The following is an 18,823-nucleotide window of genomic DNA, read 5'->3' on the forward strand; positions in this document are numbered from 1 at the left end:
TTATTTATTTATTTACAGCATTAAATTGTGTTTCTATTGGCACACCATAAATAGATTCTAAATCGTTTACACTTTTTTTGTAAAATGCGGTTTCGGGAGGCAAATTAATAGTATCCCAAAAGGTAGGATTGTATTTTATATCAAAGTCTCCCATATCGCTACGCTTACTATTTATATTTTCAATATCAAATTTATTTCTATCCGAAATCACACTTAAAACTATGGCTTCATGTCTGTAAGCACATTTTACTTTTGTAGTTTTCAACTTCAAAAGTTTCCTTTTTTGTTCACTAATGGTTCCCTGAAAAGACGGGTCTCTGTTATGATAACTCAAAACTAATTTTCCATTAATATCTTTCTTATAAAGAAAAAGAGAATTTAATCTAGATAGTTCCATTTTGTAAATACCGTAAGTATCAATACCTATATAGAGCCTTATAAATTTCTTTGGATTGTCCTTTTCTTTACCTAAAATAATAACAATATCTTCACCATCATAAGAGGTATCACCTGTTTTACTCCAATCATAATCTTTTAATGAAAAACCTTGTCTTATTGGGTCTATTTGAGCCATTACAATTACGGTATGCACAGGTTGCTTTTTATTAACGAATCGATAATCGGCAGATTTTCTTTGCTCTGCAATTTCCATTTCATCAAAACTTGGTACCGTAGGCCCATAATCTAATATTTTAAGATAATGCTCTACCATAAAACGGGTTTTTCCATCTTCTACAGAAGAGCGCCTGTATATCATATTTAACTGATGTTTAGAACTTAACGTATTATATTTAACCTTTTTTACAGCATTTTTAACATACGCACTAGGATTTAAAAGTTTAACCTCAGAAAGTGATACAATATCCTCTTTTAGGACTATACTTTTCACTTTTTTATCTAAATAATCTTGAACTTTTATTTTATATGTTTTATAGCCAATACTTGAAATTTCTAAAGAATCTTGCAGGTTGCTTTTAGCCAGTGATAGTTGAAAACCACCTTCGTCATTACTTGCAGTACCCATATATTTGGAAGGTATACCTATGGCAGCATATGGCACTACCATCTTATATTCATCTATAACAACACCTTCCAGTAAAACCTCATTTTTCTGTTGGGAATAAGCATAATTTGCACCTACAAAAAGCATTGCAACCAAAAGCATTATTATATTTTTTTTCATTTCTAATTTTATTTTAGACATAAGCTTAATCTAGTCCTCAGATTACATTTTAGGCGGACTAACTACTTAAACCTCAGCCTGTAAATGTTTTATTTTTTACCTACTTTAATTTTTTTATTGAGCTTTCCATCTAGATAATAATCAAAATAGGCGTTAGCATTTTTAGACATTTCTCCTTTTGAAAACCCGGTTGGAGTCAATCCATTACTCCATGCCAATAATTCTTTTTTTAACTCCTTAACTATTTCCGGATGCTTAGCAAGCAAATCATTCTTTTCTTCAATATCCTCATCCAAATTAAAAAGATATTCTCTATCATCACCTTTCAAGAATTTCCATTCACCTTTTCTAATGGCCGATTGTCCTCCCCATCTCCAACACAATTTATCATGAGGAGCTCCCAATTTTTCTCCGTTTAAAAAGGGAATTAAATTAACACCATCTAACTTATCATCTGTTGATAATCCTGCCAATTCTACTGCCGTTGCAGCAAAATCCATGGAGGACACTGGGTGCTTATATGTTCCTTTTACCAATTTATCTTTCCAATACACCACGAAAGGGGTCCTGATACCTCCTTCAATTAAGGTGCCTTTTTCACCATTCAATGGATCGTTTAAAGAACCATCCCATCCAGGACCACCCCCAGGTTTATCTTCTTTTGTAATCTTTAAAGGTGCGCCGTTATCTCCAATAATGAAAATAACCGTATTGTCTGTTAAATTATTTTCATCTAAAGTTTTCATAATTTCTCCAACACCATCATCTACAGCTGAAAGCATGGCTAAAGCTTGACGACGACGTTCTGGCATTTTACCAGGGAAGCGATCCAAATATTTTTGTGTCGCATCCAATGGCACGTGTGGTGCTCTATATGCTAAATAGAAAAAGAACGGTTTATCCTTATGCATTTCTATAAAAGTTGTTGCCGCTTTACTACACGCATCTAAATGATACATTTTAGTAGTTCCAGCAGCTAAAGGAATAGACTTACCTTCAAAATTAAAATTAGCCACTCCTGGTTGCGCACTGTTTTTGTAAAACACATGGTCGAAACCATGTTTGGTTATTTGATTTCCAGGGCCCAAATGCCATTTTCCAGCCATACCAGTAGCATAACCAGCACTTTTAAGCCTGTCCGCAATAGTGGTTTCTGCATCAAATCCTTCCAAAGAATCACCATTAAGTTCTAATCCAAATCTAGATTGGAAACGTCCTGTTAAAATACCGCCTCTAGATGGCACACATTGCGGCGCTGTAGAATATCCACTTTCCATACGCACCCCATTACGAGCTAAATTATCTATGTTTGGAGTTTTAACATCATTTTTGATACCTTGAATTGAAAGATCTGAATATCCATGATCGTCTGTATAAATGACAATGAAATTTGGTTTGGATTTTTCTTTATTAACACCACTTTTTTTCGCGGTGTCGTTTGTACTTTGACATTGCGCATTTAAAACGCAAAAAGCAAAGGCGAATGCTAGTTTTATATAAGATTTCATAAATAATATTTTTTTTATAGTTTCTAAACACTAATAGAACACCCTAGAAATGGGTGTTTTTCTTTAATTAATTTCTAGTTTCTCTCCTTTTAATCCTTTTAGTTGTTTTCCAACATTTTCTGGTCTGTACTTGGTTATATCGAATTTTGGATTTTGAATGGGTATAATAGCTTTTGTATCTTGAATATGTTTCTCAATTAATTTATCTAATTCCGTAACTTTTTCCGGATATACTTTGGCTAAATTATTATGCTCGCTCACATCCCATTTTAAATTATATAATAAATAATCGTGCTTAAAATCATTTCCTTGATGAAATAACCTAATTAATTTCCAATCTCCAGAGTGCACAGACATTGCTGTTGGCAACCAATCAGGAACTCCTGGTTGATGCGGAAAATATGTAAAGACCCCTTCTCTTTTTACATCTTTACCTTTTAAAGTTTCGGTAATATCAATACCATCAACAGTGTAATTTTTAGGCATTTCTAAACCTGCTAAATGCAACAACGTTGGATAGAAATCTGTAGACTGAATTAATGCATCACTCGTTGTTCCAGGTGCAGTAATTCCAGGATATGAAATAACTGTTGGCACTCTTACGCCGCCTTCAAACATCGTTGCTTTTCCGCCACGTAAAGGTCTATTGCTTGTTGGTGGAGCTACATATTCTTCTCCGTTTGGTAAAACATCTGTTACCCCATTGTACATATTCCCTCCGTTATCACTCGTGAAAACAATAATGGTGTTTTCGCTTAAATTTAATCTATCCAATTCATCTAGCAATCGTCCAATGGCATCATCCATAGAATGAATCATTGCTGCATAAGTTGCAGAATGTTGCGCATCCGTTAAATCTACTTTTGTTCTATAATATTTTTTTAGAGTTTCCTTGGCATCAAAAGGCGCATGCACAGAAAATTGCCAATAATTCATAAAAAATGGCACAGACTTATCTATAGATCTTAACCAAGAAACGGCTTCGTCTGCCATTCTATCTTCTATGTGTTCTTTAGTATATTTTTCTTTAAAACTTGGATATTTCCATGGAGCAACAAAACTACCTGCAGGCCCTGGCCCTGGCCAATGTGGAATATCAACATCAAAACCATGTTCTAAAGGAGAATAAGGTGTTTTTCCTAAATGCCACTTTCCAAAATGTGCTGTTTGGTACCCCGCATTTTTAAATTGTTTACCTAAAGTTGGTAATTGATTATCTAGTCGTGAAACAGATTCTAACATGACCGCTTTATTCCCAGGAGCTGGATTTTTTTGTAGTGTTGCTTTTAATTTCACCTCTCCTAAATGTGCAGTAGGCGCTGTAATACCCGTTCTAGCCGGTGTTTGTCCCGTTAAAATACTTGATCGTGTTGGAGAACATAATGGACTTGCTGCGTAAGCTCTTGTATAAGTAATACCTCTAGCGGCCAAACGTTCTAAATTTGGAGTTTCGTATAGTTTAGTTTTACCGTAAAGTGTAACATCGCTCCAGCCTAAATCATCAGCTAAAATAAAAACTACGTTGGGTTTATTTTGAGCCTCTATTCTAGTGATTAAGGCACAAGTTAAAATTAAAAAAAACAGTTTTTTCATCTTAATATTTTTATCGAATTATTATTTGTTTTTAGCTTCAAAAAGCTCAACAGGATTTTTGGTATAATTATACTGCCATGTTTCTTTTGGCTGAACGGATTTAAACTCATCAGCCCCATAAAAGTCATCATGGTATTTATCCATCCATTGGTAAGTCAACTCTTTGAGACGACTCTTAATAACTTTGTATTCTGGATCTTCATATAAGTTATTTAATTGGGATGGATCTTTTATTCTATCAAACAAAGTATTGGTAATAGGGTTATTATCTTTATCCATAGAAAATGTAAATTCTTCTGTAACAACACCTCGCCAATTAATGTTATTTGCATGGCCAAGACGATATACCCAAAGTGGTACATAATTATCTTTATTAGATTGGTTCTTTATTAATGCCGCCGACAAATCACGACCATCAAACTCTTGTTTCGTATCAATATCCAAATACCCTAAAAGGGTAGGTAAAATATCTAAAGTCCCAAAAAGCGTTTTTGTTTTTAAGCCGCTTTTTATTTTCTTAGGATATTTAATGATAAACGGAATTTTGTTAGAATAATCGTGTGGGTATTGCTTTGGCAAAACGGCGTTATGAGATTCTAACATATCTCCATGATCTGCAGAGAATGCTACCAAGGTATTATCTTCCACATCCATACTCTTTAATTGATCCATCAATCTACCTAAAGCAATATCTACTCCTGTAACTTGTGCCATATGGCCGTGATACATGCGTCTTCTATCTGGAGTATCTTCTAAACCAGGACGTAAAATTATAGAATCTCGATTATACAAATTCATCAACTCATCCTCTGTGTCGTATCGATAATGCATTTTACCATCCTCTCCTTTAAACTTGCCCCAATCGTGTGGTGGATGTAAAGACAAAATTATGGCGAATGGTTTGGTTTTATCTATTTGCTTTAAATAATTAATAGCTTGACGTGTTTGCCCATAGGGTTCCCACTCGCTAAAAAATTCCTTTTCCCCGTTTTTATTCCAAAAAAAGGCTTTCCCTGCCCTAAAATCTACATGACAGTTGTTGGTTAAAATAGTATCGAAACCATAAGTTAACGCTTCAGGAATAGGTCTATCTCTATCGCCCCCCAATAAATGCCATTTTCCAAAATACGCGGTTTGATAGCCTTTTTCTTTTAATATTTCTGCCAACAAATTTGTTTTATTAGGCAATAAAGGCGCATCGTTAACAAAGGCTCCATTTTTTAATGGATGCATGCCACTCATTAACATCCCTCTAAAAGGTGTACAAACGGGTTGACTCGAAAATGCATTTTCAAGTAACATGCCTTCGCTGGCAAGCTTATCTAAATTTGGTGTTATTATTTGTGTATTGCCATATGCTCCAACCATATCGGCAGAGTGTTGATCTGAAAGTACTATAACAAGGTTTGGTGATTTTCGCGAAGTTATTTCACTAGATTCTAAAACTCTAGACTTACAAGACAACAGTACAGCTAAGCTAAATAATATATATATACATCTCATATTCTATACTGTTATGACAGTAAAAAACTAATTATTGTTTAGTAATAAAAGCCACAAACATAAAATTTGCGGCTTTTACTCTTCTAAAATGTTATACTACCATCCTGGATTATTAGGCAATAAATTTGGATTTTTACTTATCTCAGCATTAGGTAATGGAGATAAAATAAATTTATCATCCCAACTATTATTTGGGTATCTCCATTTTCTTAATAAGTGATCTTCAAACTCTTGTTCTACAGTCCCCCAACGTCTTAAATCGAAAAGTTCTCCCATTTCAGCATAAAGTTCTCTTGTTCTCTCTTCTCTAATAATGGTTCTTAGAGCAACCGGATCTGTTTCTGTAATTTCACTAGCATTTACTCTATCTCTAGCAATTTTTAAATATGGCAATGCTTTTGCTGCCTCTCCATTTTCATTATAAGCTTCTGCCAACATTAAAAAGGCATCAACATACCTATAAACAATATGATCTTTTGTGTGCGCTACATTATTTGTAGCTCCACCATCCATGTATTTAGTAGAACATATACCACTTCTACCCTGATAAGTCGTTCCACGCGATACAAGCGGGGTTGCTTTATATGGTACTTCATTACCTGTACGCTTATTGATATATGTATTTTGATATCCTTGAACCAATCTCACATCATCAGCCTCGTAAAGATCTAAAATAGCAGGATGCCATGCTAATAAATAATTACTACCATTTGCTGACTGTATTCCTCCAACAGTGCTTAAGTTAGGATTTGCCCAAACAGGTAATACGCCTCCAAGTCCATTTTCGTAAATATTTCCAAATGCAAAAATAATTTCTTTATTTCCTTCATTAGAAATATCGAATATTCTTCCCCAATTATCTTCTAATGCCACATCGTAATCTTGAGGATTATCTGCCAACGGCTTTAAAACCTCTATAGCTTTTTGATAATTCTCTGTTCTTTCCAAAGGTAATCCTGCAGAAGTTAAATACACTTTACCCAATAAGAAAGCTCCTCCTGCTTTTGTTACTCGGCCTGAACCTGTTTTAGTCCAAGTTACTGGTAAGTTCTCATTTGCAAATATTAAATCTTCAATTATTAAATTATAAACATCTCCTACAGAGCTTCTTCCTTTAAATAAAATATCTGGATTTGCCGATGTTACTGGTTCTGTATAGATAGGTAAATCGCCAAAAACTTGTGTTAACTGAAAATAAGTATATGCACGCATCCATCTTGCTTCTGCTAAATAGCGATTAGCTATTTCTGGTTGTTCTGTAAAAAAAGGAGATAAAGGCATATTTTTAATAATGGTATTAGCCCGTCCAATCGCAATAAAACCAGTACGCCATATACGGTCGTACCTAAAAGGTTGTTGTTCTGGAGTTAAATAAGCTGAATGAATAGCAAAACCAAGACTCCTAGAAGTAGCATATTTACTTCCTGCCATAGTTCCTAGCATATACATATCCTGTTCCCAAACAACATGCTTAAACGCTTCGTAAATCCCAAGATTTTGAGCTTGTAACTGATCTTCATTTTGATAAAACGTATCACTACTGTAGGTTGAAAATATTTCCTCTTCTAAGGCAGTATCACACGATACAAGGCCTACAATCATTAAACAGAAAACTATTATATGTTTAAGTTTCATAATATATTTTTTTATTTTAGACTATTAAAATGTTAAGTTTACTCCTAATGTATACACCTTTGGTCTTGGGTAAGCCGAATAATCAATACCTCTATTTAAGGCGCCATTTCCATTTGTACTAACTTCTGGATCTGGCCCGGTATAGTTTGTAATAGTAACCATGTTAGTTCCTGTTGCAATTATAGACGCATTTTTAAAAAAGGGAACCTTTCTTAAATTGTACCTCACACTTAAGTTTTTAAGTCTAACATAAGAACCATCTTCTACATAAACAGAATTTGGAATATTAACAACTTCAGGACTTCCATTACTTGGGTATCTGATATCATTATGCTGATCATCTAGGGTCCAACGGTTTTTAAGATAATCTTGAGAACTATTAGCACCTACCCAACCAGAGCCAATAAAACCTCTATTCAGATTAAGAATATCATTACCGAAAGAGCCTTGTACGAACATGGAAATGTTAAAATCTCCAATCTTAAATTGATTGTTCCATCCGAAGAAAAAATCTGGATTAGGATTACCTATAACTTGCCTATCTTCTATACTTATTACGCCATCTCCATTAAGATCGTCAAACTTCCATAACCCTGGTGTATTTGCTTGTGGGTTACCATTACCATTGTTATTTCGAGCTGTGGTTGCAAAAATTTGAACATCGACTGGATTACCATCAGAATCTATCCCTGGCTCAGTTCTAATATTGAAGTTACCATTAGCGTAATCTACTAAATCGTCCACTTGAATTAACCCTGTAACTTTGTAACCATAAAACAAACCTAATTCTTGTCCCGGAGCTGTTCTTGTTCCATCTATTCCAAAGAAATTGGTCGCTAAATTAGGCCCTTGAATAAACTCATTTGTACCATATTCAATCAACTTAGTCACATTTTTCGTCCAATTTAGTTTGGTTGTCCATGAAAACTTTTCATTATTAAAAATATCATACCCCAAATCTATTTCAATACCCCTATTTTCTAATTCACCATCATTAATTGGTATTGATCCAAAACCATTCTGTAATGGTATTTGTAGGTTGTTTAATAGATTATCAGTTATTCTTTCATAAACATCCACCGATGTTCTTAACCTGTTTTTAAAGAAATTTAAATTTACACCTAAATTTAATGTTCTACTCGTTTCCCAAGTCAGGTTTTTATTTGCAATACGTTCCGAAAAAGTAGCAGTATTTAAGGTATTGTCTGTTAACCCTATTCTACCTATTGCATAAGTATCTAATGTTGAATACGGCCCTACACCAATAGAACTACCAACTTCACCATAAGAGACTCTTAACTTAAATTGAGAAATGGATCTTATTTTTTTCATAAATCCTTCTTTATTTATATCCCAAGAAAGCGCGGCCGAAGGAAAGAATCCCCATGGCTCTCCTTGACTAAATTTAGAATCCCCATCATTTCTACCTGTTGCTGTAAAGGTATATTTCTTTTTGTAGGAATAAACAAACCTGAATAATAAGGATTGGATATAATTATTTGATTTAAAAGATTTAGGATCCGAAATAGTTCCTGCCAACTGGATAGCATCTACGCCTAAATCATCGAATGTAAAATCGTTATACAATGTGCTTTTTCTAAAACTTGTAACATCGGTATAACTAGCACCTGCCGTAACATTTATGTTATGACTATTGAAGTTTTGATTATTATAATTTACAAATGATTCGGCTGTAAACCTATTAGTTTCAGCATCAGAAAGAAATAAGCGTCCATTAGCGTTTCGTCCAGATCGTGTTTTTTTGTTTTGAAAACTTTGATTTGTATTATTGTTATAATTAAAACCAATTCTATTGGTCCAGTTTAAACCTTTGGCTAAGTTATACACCCCGCTTGTAGAGAATATCATCGATTTACCTCGCACAACATTATCTGCTTGCGTTGCTTCAATTAAAGGATTTTGTACAATTTCGCCTTCTTGGTCAAACTCATTCAAGTCGCCAGCTTCATCAAATAAACGAACATATGGGTTAATCCTCATGGCCGAAAAAACAACACCTGCCAAACCACTTCTTGCACTAGTTTGCACCCTTTGATTTTTGGTGTTATTTAATTGAAGATTTGTATTAAGTGTGAAATTATCACCCACTTTCATTTTGGAATTATATCTCAAATTCATTCTGCGAAATACAGAATTTATAATATTACCTTCATTTTGATTATAATTCACAGATAATAGCTGAGAAAATGCTTTTGTACCACCGGAAATACTAAAATTCACAGTATTATTAAAACCTTGTCTAAAAATAGCATCCATAAAATTGGTACCTACACCAGCATTTTCAGGTAGCGGTCTATTTGGTTCTGATCCATCAAATTGAATTCTATCATCATCTACCAATTGTTGATACGTTAATTGTGGAGTTTGTATTACCGTTCTATCATTTGCAAATTGAGCAAACTGGCTTGCTGTGGCTAACTCGTAAGGTAATCCAATACTGGAAATAGAGCTTTTAAAAGACATCTCAATTCTTGTTTTTCCTACCTTTGCTTCCTTGGTTTTAATTAAAACAACACCATTTCCTGCTCTAGCACCATAAATGGCGGTGGCCGATGCATCTTTTAAAACTTCTATACTTTCAATATCATCTGGGTTTAAATCTGCCAACGGGTTAGTACTTGTAAAAAAGTTATCGCCTTCTGCCTGAGTATCTAAACCTAATGGAATACCATTTATTACATATAACGGCTGACTACTTCCACTTATACTATTTATCCCCCTAATATTTACAGAAATCCCTCCGCCTGGTTCACCTGAATCTTGAGAAACCAATACACCTGAAGCCTGACCTTGAAGGGTCTCAGTTATACTAGTATAAAATTGATCTTCTAAATCTTTACTTTTAACAGAGCTTATAGCACCTGTTACATCTTCCCTTTTTACCGCGCCATAACCAATAACAACCACTTCGTTTAATGATTGAATATCTTCCTTTAAAGTAATATTTACAGTACCCGAACTATTTATTGGACGTTCAACAGATACAAACCCAATATATCTATAGACTAATGTTTTAGAGCCTGGCTTTAAAGTGATTTCATAATTACCATCAAAATCTGTAACCGTCCCATTGGATGTTCCTAATTGCACAACAGCAACACCTGGTAAAGGTAAATCGTTTGAAGATTTAATAACACCTTTAACAATTTCTTGAGCATAACTTCCTAAAGAAAGCATAATAAAGAAAAAGAATAGAATCTTCTTCAAGACATTCTCGTAATTAATTAATTTCATAATTTAGTTTTTAATTTTTTTTAATCTTGATGATTAATGGTTTATTCTAACTCCAACAATATTAATATAATCTTAACATAATTGCATCCTGCCGAATCTGCAATAACAACTTTTAATACAAGATACGCCCTTAAAACAATAACAAACAGGAAACAAAAAGAACAAAAAAAATGCTTTCATCTTTCTTCTGTCACTACCTTTGGAAGATACAACACTAGTAATTTATTGAAACAAGACTTTATTTATCTCTATTACGCAAGAAAAGACCACCACTTATACACTTATCTTTTAAACTATAAAACCTATTTACTTTTATAAAACGTTAACGTATGTTTTGTCGTGTCTTTATTTTTGCTGGATTTTCAACTTCATCCTGTGTTTCCTTTCGCCATGTCTTCAATGCGTTTTTTAACTCCATTTTTTTTGTATTATAACTAGCATCGTTAGCCAAATTAACAAGCTGATATGGATCTGTTTTAATGTTATAAAGTTCCTCTTCCGGCCGTCCAGATTCTAGTAACCTTAAAATTTTATACTGTTTTGGATGGCTAAACTTAGCCTGTATAGTAGCCTCATAACTTCTATTATTCCAACCTTTAACATCACTTAAATCGGCAGGAAGTAAATAATCTTTATTTGGCATTAAGTTTTTAATAAAATAAAATTCACCATCAAAAACCATACGACTTGGGTAGTGCTCCTTTGGGTTTGGTCCATGAGAATTATGCTCGCCAAAAATATATTTTCTGCTCTGTATTTTTTTTGCTCTACCAGATAAAATAGGAATTAAAGATTTACCTTGAACAGTCTGGGGTACAGGAATATTTAAAAAGTCTAATATAGTAGGCATAATATCTACATGAGAAACTAACGCCTCAGAGATTTTATTCTTTCTAATATTTGGACCAACAACAGCGAAAGGCACATGTAATCCTTCGGCATAAGCTGAGGCTTTCGCTCTATGATAAGGTTGACCTTGATCGGAAGTAAAAATAATTAGGGTATTTTCAAATTTCCCTTTAAGTTTTAAAGCTTCTATAATACTTCCCGCACAAGCATCGGCTAACTGTATACACCCAAAATATTTACTCAAATCCTCGCGCATTAACGGCGTATCTGGTAAATATTCTGGAACAGTAATGATACTTGGGTCTACCATATATTCAGGAAACTCATTCATATGAGTGTCAAAATTTCTATGTGGCGGCGAAATATTTGCTTGAAAAAAAAACGGCTGACTTCCTGCATTATCTATAAATTCTGAAATCACCCTTTTATACTCCTCCGGATTATTATGAACAGGATTCCTATCTGAATATGGAAATTTCCAAGGTGGACTCATGTGAAATTTTTGAGTTATAGCTGTGAAAAACCCATATTCCTTCAAAACTTCTGGTAAAGTTTTAATGTATTCATGAATACCTACTGCATCAACCGTTGGAGATTCTTTTCCAAAGAAACTATCTGGATCACTTAATTTTGGTGTTATGGTATTTCTCCAATGCCCATTTGCATGCGGAAACATACCGGTATTAATAGAACTTCTACTTGGCGAACATGATGGTACGCTAGCATAAGAATTAGTGAAACGCATACCTTTTCTTGTAAACTTATCAAAATTAGGTGTTTTAATACCTTTTGTTCCATCTATGGCTGTATCATAACCTTGATCATCTAATAAAATAAGTACAACGTTTAATGGCTGTGTATCCTCAATTCGTTCTTTTACATCGTTTTGACTTTTACAACTTTGAAACCACATAGAAACACTAATGATTAGAAGAGTAAATCGAATTCTAGCAAAAAACATAAAATCACATATTAAATTAGTCCTCAAAAATATTAAATATAATCCCCTAATGTATCCTGCTATATCTGCTATACTCCTTTTTTATATCAATGATTTTAAACCAAAAACAAGTAACCGCCTTTCATTTAATATATAAAGGCAACAGGTTTCAACAGGATACTATTTATTGTATTCTGAGGTACTTTTACAAGCCAGTGTAACACATAAAAATTATTAATCTTTTTCAATAAAGTCAAAAAATGAAAAAAACACACGCTATATTATTGGTTTTCCTTTTAAGCCAAACCTTATTTTTCGGGCAACTCCCTCCTATTTTCAACGAAAGTGATGAAGCTAGAGCGAGTCATTCAAAAATGGTTAAAACCTATTTAACCCCGCAAAAAATCATTTGGCAATCGGATAATACAGATACGTATATCCAAAACGAAGAAACCTTATTAAAAAAAGGAAACGGCCAAGTAGCTGTGAATGATAAAAATCAATTCAGATTAATAAGCACAGACACTCACAAACCCGGTATTATTTTAGACTACGGAAAAGAAATTCATGGTGGTGTAAAAATATCAATGGGCATTAGACCGAGTAAAACACCACTTAAATTAAGATTGCGTTTTGGTGAATCGGTCTCAGAAACCATGTCTGATGTTGGTGGTGAAAATACAGCAACAAACGAACACTCTTTAAGAGATTTTATTATTGAAGTCCCATGGTTAGGCTCTGTGGAAGTTGGAGAAACTGGGTTTCGTTTTCTTAGAATTGATTTAGTTGACGCTAATGAAAACGCACCATTAAAAGAAATTGCAGCAGCATTTACATATAGAGACATTTCCTATTTAGGCTCCTTTGAAAGTAGCGATAAACGTTTAAATGATATTTGGCTAACAGGTGCTTATACTGTGCATTTAAACATGCAAAGTTATTTATGGGACGGTATAAAAAGAGATCGTTTAGTTTGGGTTGGCGATATGCATCCCGAAGTGATGACGATTAATACTGTTTTTGGAAAAAATAGTATTGTCCCTAAAAGTTTAGATTTGGCAAGAGACCAACACCCGTTACCACAATGGATGAATACCATTAGTTCGTATTCAATGTGGTGGTTATTAATTCATAAAAACTGGTACGATTATCATGGTGATTTACCATACTTAAAAGAACAAGAAACCTATATGATTGCATTGTTAGATCAGTTAAGCACTTTTATAGATATCGATAATAAAGAGGTTTTAAACGGAATGCGTTTTTTAGATTGGCCAACAAGTACAGATCCTAAAGCTATTCATGCAGGCTTACAAGCTATGATGATTATGACTTTTGAAGCTGGGTCGGACATTATGGGAGAATTTAACAGACCCGATCTACAGAAAAAATATAAAAAAATATCTAAAAATTTAAAGAAACATATCCCTGAAGGCAACACAACAAAACAAGCAGCCTCCTTAATGGTATTGGCAGATATTGCAAAAGCAAAACAAATTAATTTAGAAATTTTAACAAAAAACGGCGTAGAAAATATGTCTACATTTTATGGCTATTATATTTTAGAAGCTATGGCTAAAGCCGATGATTACAACGGGGCTATAAATGTTATTAAAGACTATTGGGGTGGCATGTTAGATTTAGGTGCTACAACGTTTTGGGAAGATTTTAATATTACAGAAGGCAAAATTAGCGGAAGAATTGACGAAGTTCCCACTGAAAACAAAAGTGATATTCATAAAGATTTTGGAGCCTTTTGTTATGTAGGATTAAGGCATAGTTTATGCCATGGTTGGGCAAGCGGACCAACATCTTGGTTAACACAGCATGTATTAGGCGTAAATGTTTTAGATGGCGGAAATACTATAAAACTAGAACCACACCTTGGCGAGTTAGAATTTGTTAACGGTACGTTTCCAACAAAATTTGGAGTATTAAAAGTCGGTCATAAAAAAGAATCTAACGGTAAAATAACAACATCTATAGAGGCTCCAAAAGGGTTAAAAGTAATTCAATAAATTCATGATAAAAACATTAAAAACCTTTGGTTTAGCAACGCTTCTTGCAAGCGTACTTGCATGTGGTTCTCACACAAAAAAAGAGATAAAAACAGTAAAACAACCTAATATTATTTTCTTCTTAGTTGATGATATGGGTTGGATGGATACCAGTATAAACGGAAGTGAATACTACGAAACCCCTAACATGGAGCGGTTAGCAAAAATGGGAATGAAATTTACGCACGCCTATGCAGCTAACCCGCTATGCTCGCCAACCAGATCTAGTATTTTAACAGGTCAAGACCCTGCAAGAGTTCGTATTACTATGCCTGGAGGCCATTTACCTCCAAACCCAAATCAAGATTTAAGTGCAAAAAAAGGAGCGCCTTGGCAAAAAATGGCAACACCAGATTCAAGAACCTTTCTTACTACAAATCAATTTACTATTGCCGAAGCCTTAAAAGAAAATGGATATACAACCGCTCATATTGGTAAATGGCATTTAGGTCAAAAAGGCTATTGGCCAGAAGATCATGGATTCGACATAAATATTGGCGGCCAACAACATCCAGGACCTCCAAGTTATTTTTCGCCTTATAAAATACCGAATTTACCAAACGGAGAAAAGCACGAATACATAACAGATAGAGTTACAAAAGAAGCGATTAACTTCCTTGAAAATCAAACTAAAGACCAACCTTTTTTCTTAAACGTATGGCAATATGGTGTGCACGCCCCTTATCAAGCACCAAAAGCATTGATTGCTAAATACGAAGCTAAAAAAGACCCTCGTGGAAAACAAAACAGCCCGATTATGGGTGGCATGATGGAGAAAGTAGATGAGAGTTTAGGTGCTATCTTAGATAAATTAGAAGCTCTTGATATTATGGAAGATACGGTTATCGTTTTCTATTCTGATAACGGTGGAAACATGTACGACGTGGTTAATGGAGATTTTCCAACCAACAACTACCCTTTAAGCTTTGGTAAAGGAAATATCTATGAAGGCGGCATTAGAGTGCCTTGTATTGTATCTTGGATAGGTAAAATTAAACCAAATTCTACTTCAGATGAAATCATTCAAAGTACCGACTTTTATCCAACCCTATTAGATATCACAAATACAAAGCAAAACCCAGAGCAAAAACTAGATGGTATATCGTTAAGTGACTTACTAACTAAACAAAAACCATTAAACAGAAAAGCTGTATTTTCTCACTTCCCTCATTATGTTCCCGCCACCGGCAACTATCCTACAACAGCAGTATGGCACGAAGATTATAAATTACTAAAAGTGTATGGTGAAGGACCTAACAGAACTCCCGAATATAAATTATTCAACTTAAAAGAAGATATTTCTGAAAGCAATAACATTGCGGCAAATGAAGAAAAACTAGTTCAGAGCATGACAAAAATGCTCGATAATTATCTTAACGATATTGATGCTCTAGTTCCTGTAAAAAATCCTAATTATAAAAAAGGAAGTAAATCAAAATTTGGAATACCCCCAATATTTCCTATTAAAAACTATCCAAGCTACTAATACATGAAAATTATTTCAAACTCTTTATTACTCTTTTTAACTATACTTATAAACTCTGGCAGCTTATATTCTCAAAACCCCATTATAAGAGGCTATGCAGATCCCGCCATGAAGGTTCATGATGGAAAAATGTATATGGCTATTGGCAAAGACGATGCTATTGGAAACAAAGGATTTAAAATGACCTATTGGACTATTATTTCATCTACCGATTTACGAGATTGGAAAGTTGAAGCACATATAGATCCAAAAGATACTTATTTAGGTGAAGCTAGCACAAGATGTTGGGCCGCAGATCTTGCTTTTAAAAATGATAAAGTGTATTTCTACTTTTCTAACGCTGGCGAAGAGACAGGGATGTTGGTTGCAGATAAACCAGATGGTCCTTACGTAGATATTTACAACAAAGCCTTTTTACCAAAGGAAATGTCTAAAAATTATGAATATGACCCAACCACTTTTACAGATGACGATGGGAGACACTATCTGATATACGGTAGAAATGGGTTTATTCTTAATAAAATGTTGTACTACCAACTTATTGAATTAAACGATGATATGGTCTCACTAAAAGGAGAACCAATTTCGTTAAAAACCGATACCGAATTTGGTTTTGGAGAAAAAGGGAGAGCTAGAGATCATCAATATTTTCATAAATATGGAGACACGTATTATTTAAGCTGTGCAGGAATTTATAGAACGTCCAAAAACATAGAAGGCCCTTACGTTAATGAAAGAAGTACTGGACAACCCAAAGGACACGCTAGTTTTGCAAATTACAATGGGCAAAGTTACCATGCTTGGGAATTTACTTGCGCACCTTATGACAATAGAGCATATCGGCAAGTTATGATGACTTATTTACACTATAAAGATAATGGTGATATGATTAGCGACCCCAATTTTATAGAAACTGGTAAATATTATGAAACTGGTGTAGGAAGCTATAGTGCGCTATGGAAAAGCATTGAAGCCGAATGGTTTTTTAAAAAGTCTGAAGGCATTCAGAAAAAAGAAGGACAAGATGGTTTTGTTTTGAAAAACATTCAAAATAACGACTATGTAAACTTTCCAAGCATCATAAAAATGGATGCTAATACTACTATTAATTTTGAGGTGGCTTCAAAAGTTGATAATGCAACCATAGAAATTCGATTAGATAGTCCCACAGGAGAATTATTAGGGACCTGTAACATACCAAATACAGGCAGTTGGTACAGTTATAAAACCGTGTCTACCCCATTAAAAAACAAAAAGAAAACGCATAATTTATATTTCGTTTTTAAAGGAGATAAAGGAGAACTGGTTCATCTTAACGCTTTTTATTTTAGTAAATAATATGAAAAAATACATCCTATTAACTTTAATGGCATCGCTTTTTTTTAGCTGCAAAACGATGCAATCACAAAGTAAAAACCCAACTAAACCAAATGTTATCATTGTTTTTATAGATGATGAAGGTTATGGCGATGTGGGAGTCTATGGAGCTACTGGTTTTCAAACGCCTCATGTTGATAAAATGGCAAGTGAGGGTATGCGCTTTACTAATTTTTACGCAGCACAACCCGTATGCAGTGCATCTAGAGCTGGAATCATGACTGGATGCTACCCAAATAGAGTTGGCATTAACGGTGCGTTATTTCCATTTCATAACACGGGATTAAACTCAGATGAGTACACTATAGCTGAAATGTTTAAAGATCAAGGTTATGCAACAGCTTGCATTGGTAAATGGCATTTAGGTTGGCAGAAAGAATTTTTACCATTACAACATGGTTTTGACGAATTTATAGGATTACCATACTCTAACGATATATGGCCTTATAGTAGCCAGACAGGAGAAAGACTTCCAAAAGATAAAGGACGTGGTAAGCTTCCTGACTTGCCTTTAATTGAAGGCAATAAAACGATTAGTTACATTACCAGTTTTGAAGATCAAGATAACTTGACCACTATGTACACTGAAAAATCTGTAGAATTTATAAATAAAAATGCAGATAAGCCTTTCTTTTTATACTTGCCGCATAGCATGGGACATATTCCTTTAGGAGTCTCTGACAAGTTTAAAGGAAAAAGTGAACAAGGCATGTATGGCGATGTCATGATGGAAATTGACTGGTCTGTCGGAGAAATTACAAAAGCCTTAAAAAAGAATAATATAGAGGATAACACTATTGTTATTTTTACTTCTGATAATGGCCCTTGGCTTAGTTTTGGAAATCATGCAGGATCTTCAGGTGGTTTAAAAGAAGGTAAACTAAGTAGTTGGGAAGGCGGACAACGTGTGCCGTTCATCATTCGTTATCCAAATAAAATCCCAGCAGGAACGGTTTGTAATAAATTAGGTTGTGCTATTGACTTACTTCCTACTCTAGCAGCAATGTCAAAAGGAAAATTATCTAAAAACAAAATTGATGGTGTCGATATTAGCTCACTTTTTAAAGGCGATTTTACATCTGATCCACGAGAAACCATTTTATACTACTACGGAAAAAACAACCTAAACGGCGTTAGAAAAGGAAATTGGAAACTCATATTACCTCATACATACAAAAGCTATCAAAACGACATAGGAAACGATAGAAAAAATGGTAAACGGAAAAATGTAGTTATTACAGAACCCCAACTATTTGACATGACTCGTGATCCTGGGGAACAATACAATGTGATTGCAACATATCCTGAAAAAGAAAAAGAACTCATGAAAGTCGTTGAATATGCCCGTAGAGAATTAGGAGACTTAAATGTTGGTTTAGCAAAAGGAACTGGAAACAGAGCAGCTGGACATTCAAATAATTAAATATCTCCAACAAA

Annotated in this window: 11 protein-coding genes; 4 read left to right on the top strand and 7 right to left on the bottom strand. The window is 34.2% G+C overall.

Going from position 1 to position 18,823, the window contains the following annotated elements; genetic code table 11:
* Nucleotides 1-4: 4 nt before the first annotated feature.
* From DFQ06_RS04645 to DFQ06_RS04675, 7 genes are all read right to left on the bottom strand, one after another.
* Nucleotides 5-1,183 (bottom strand): carboxypeptidase-like regulatory domain-containing protein, encoded by a 1,179-nt coding sequence (locus tag DFQ06_RS04645; RefSeq protein WP_074935752.1) that lies wholly within the window; start codon nucleotides 1,181-1,183, stop codon nucleotides 5-7.
* Between the two features lie 89 nt (nucleotides 1,184-1,272).
* Nucleotides 1,273-2,691 carry a sulfatase family protein gene (locus DFQ06_RS04650; RefSeq protein ID WP_074935488.1) on the bottom strand — a complete coding sequence of 473 codons (1,419 nt, stop codon included), beginning with the start codon at nucleotides 2,689-2,691 and terminating at the stop codon, nucleotides 1,273-1,275.
* A gap of 63 nt (nucleotides 2,692-2,754) precedes the next feature.
* On the bottom strand, nucleotides 2,755-4,284 hold the full coding sequence (locus tag DFQ06_RS04655; RefSeq protein ID WP_074935489.1) for a sulfatase: 1,530 nt from the start codon (nucleotides 4,282-4,284) through the stop codon (nucleotides 2,755-2,757).
* Nucleotides 4,285-4,305: 21 nt separating this feature from the next.
* A complete protein-coding gene (locus DFQ06_RS04660; RefSeq protein ID WP_133966274.1) occupies nucleotides 4,306-5,787 on the bottom strand; it encodes a sulfatase family protein in 1,482 nt (493 codons plus the stop codon).
* Nucleotides 5,788-5,883: 96 nt separating this feature from the next.
* Nucleotides 5,884-7,422 (bottom strand): RagB/SusD family nutrient uptake outer membrane protein, encoded by a 1,539-nt coding sequence (locus DFQ06_RS04665; protein ID WP_133966276.1) that lies wholly within the window; start codon nucleotides 7,420-7,422, stop codon nucleotides 5,884-5,886.
* 24 nt (nucleotides 7,423-7,446) lie between these two features.
* Nucleotides 7,447-10,677, bottom strand: a complete 3,231-nt coding sequence (locus DFQ06_RS04670) for a SusC/RagA family TonB-linked outer membrane protein (protein WP_133966278.1) — start codon at nucleotides 10,675-10,677, stop codon at nucleotides 7,447-7,449.
* A gap of 322 nt (nucleotides 10,678-10,999) precedes the next feature.
* Nucleotides 11,000-12,439: a sulfatase family protein gene (locus DFQ06_RS04675; RefSeq protein ID WP_208326564.1), complete on the bottom strand. Its 1,440-nt coding sequence runs from the start codon at nucleotides 12,437-12,439 to the stop codon at nucleotides 11,000-11,002.
* Nucleotides 12,440-12,726: 287 nt separating this feature from the next.
* Here DFQ06_RS04675 and DFQ06_RS04680 point away from each other — a divergent pair, with 287 nt between their 5' ends.
* Genes DFQ06_RS04680 through DFQ06_RS04695 form a run of 4 tightly spaced genes read left to right on the top strand, consistent with a single transcriptional unit; the run spans nucleotide 12,727 to nucleotide 18,809 of the window.
* Complete coding sequence (locus tag DFQ06_RS04680) at nucleotides 12,727-14,484, top strand: alpha-L-rhamnosidase-related protein (RefSeq protein WP_074935492.1); 1,758 nt, start codon at nucleotides 12,727-12,729, stop codon at nucleotides 14,482-14,484.
* Between the two features lie 4 nt (nucleotides 14,485-14,488).
* On the top strand, nucleotides 14,489-16,009 hold the full coding sequence (locus DFQ06_RS04685) for a sulfatase (RefSeq protein WP_074935493.1): 1,521 nt from the start codon (nucleotides 14,489-14,491) through the stop codon (nucleotides 16,007-16,009).
* A 3-nt stretch (nucleotides 16,010-16,012) separates the two neighbouring features.
* Nucleotides 16,013-17,347 carry a family 43 glycosylhydrolase gene (locus DFQ06_RS04690; RefSeq protein WP_074935494.1) on the top strand — a complete coding sequence of 445 codons (1,335 nt, stop codon included), beginning with the start codon at nucleotides 16,013-16,015 and terminating at the stop codon, nucleotides 17,345-17,347.
* Between the two features lie 58 nt (nucleotides 17,348-17,405).
* Nucleotides 17,406-18,809: a sulfatase family protein gene (locus DFQ06_RS04695; protein ID WP_206672754.1), complete on the top strand. Its 1,404-nt coding sequence runs from the start codon at nucleotides 17,406-17,408 to the stop codon at nucleotides 18,807-18,809.
* The last annotated feature ends 14 nt before the right edge of the window (nucleotides 18,810-18,823 follow it).

The sequence above is a fragment of the Algibacter lectus genome (assembly GCF_004368925.1).
GTDB classification, from domain to species: domain Bacteria; phylum Bacteroidota; class Bacteroidia; order Flavobacteriales; family Flavobacteriaceae; genus Algibacter; species Algibacter lectus.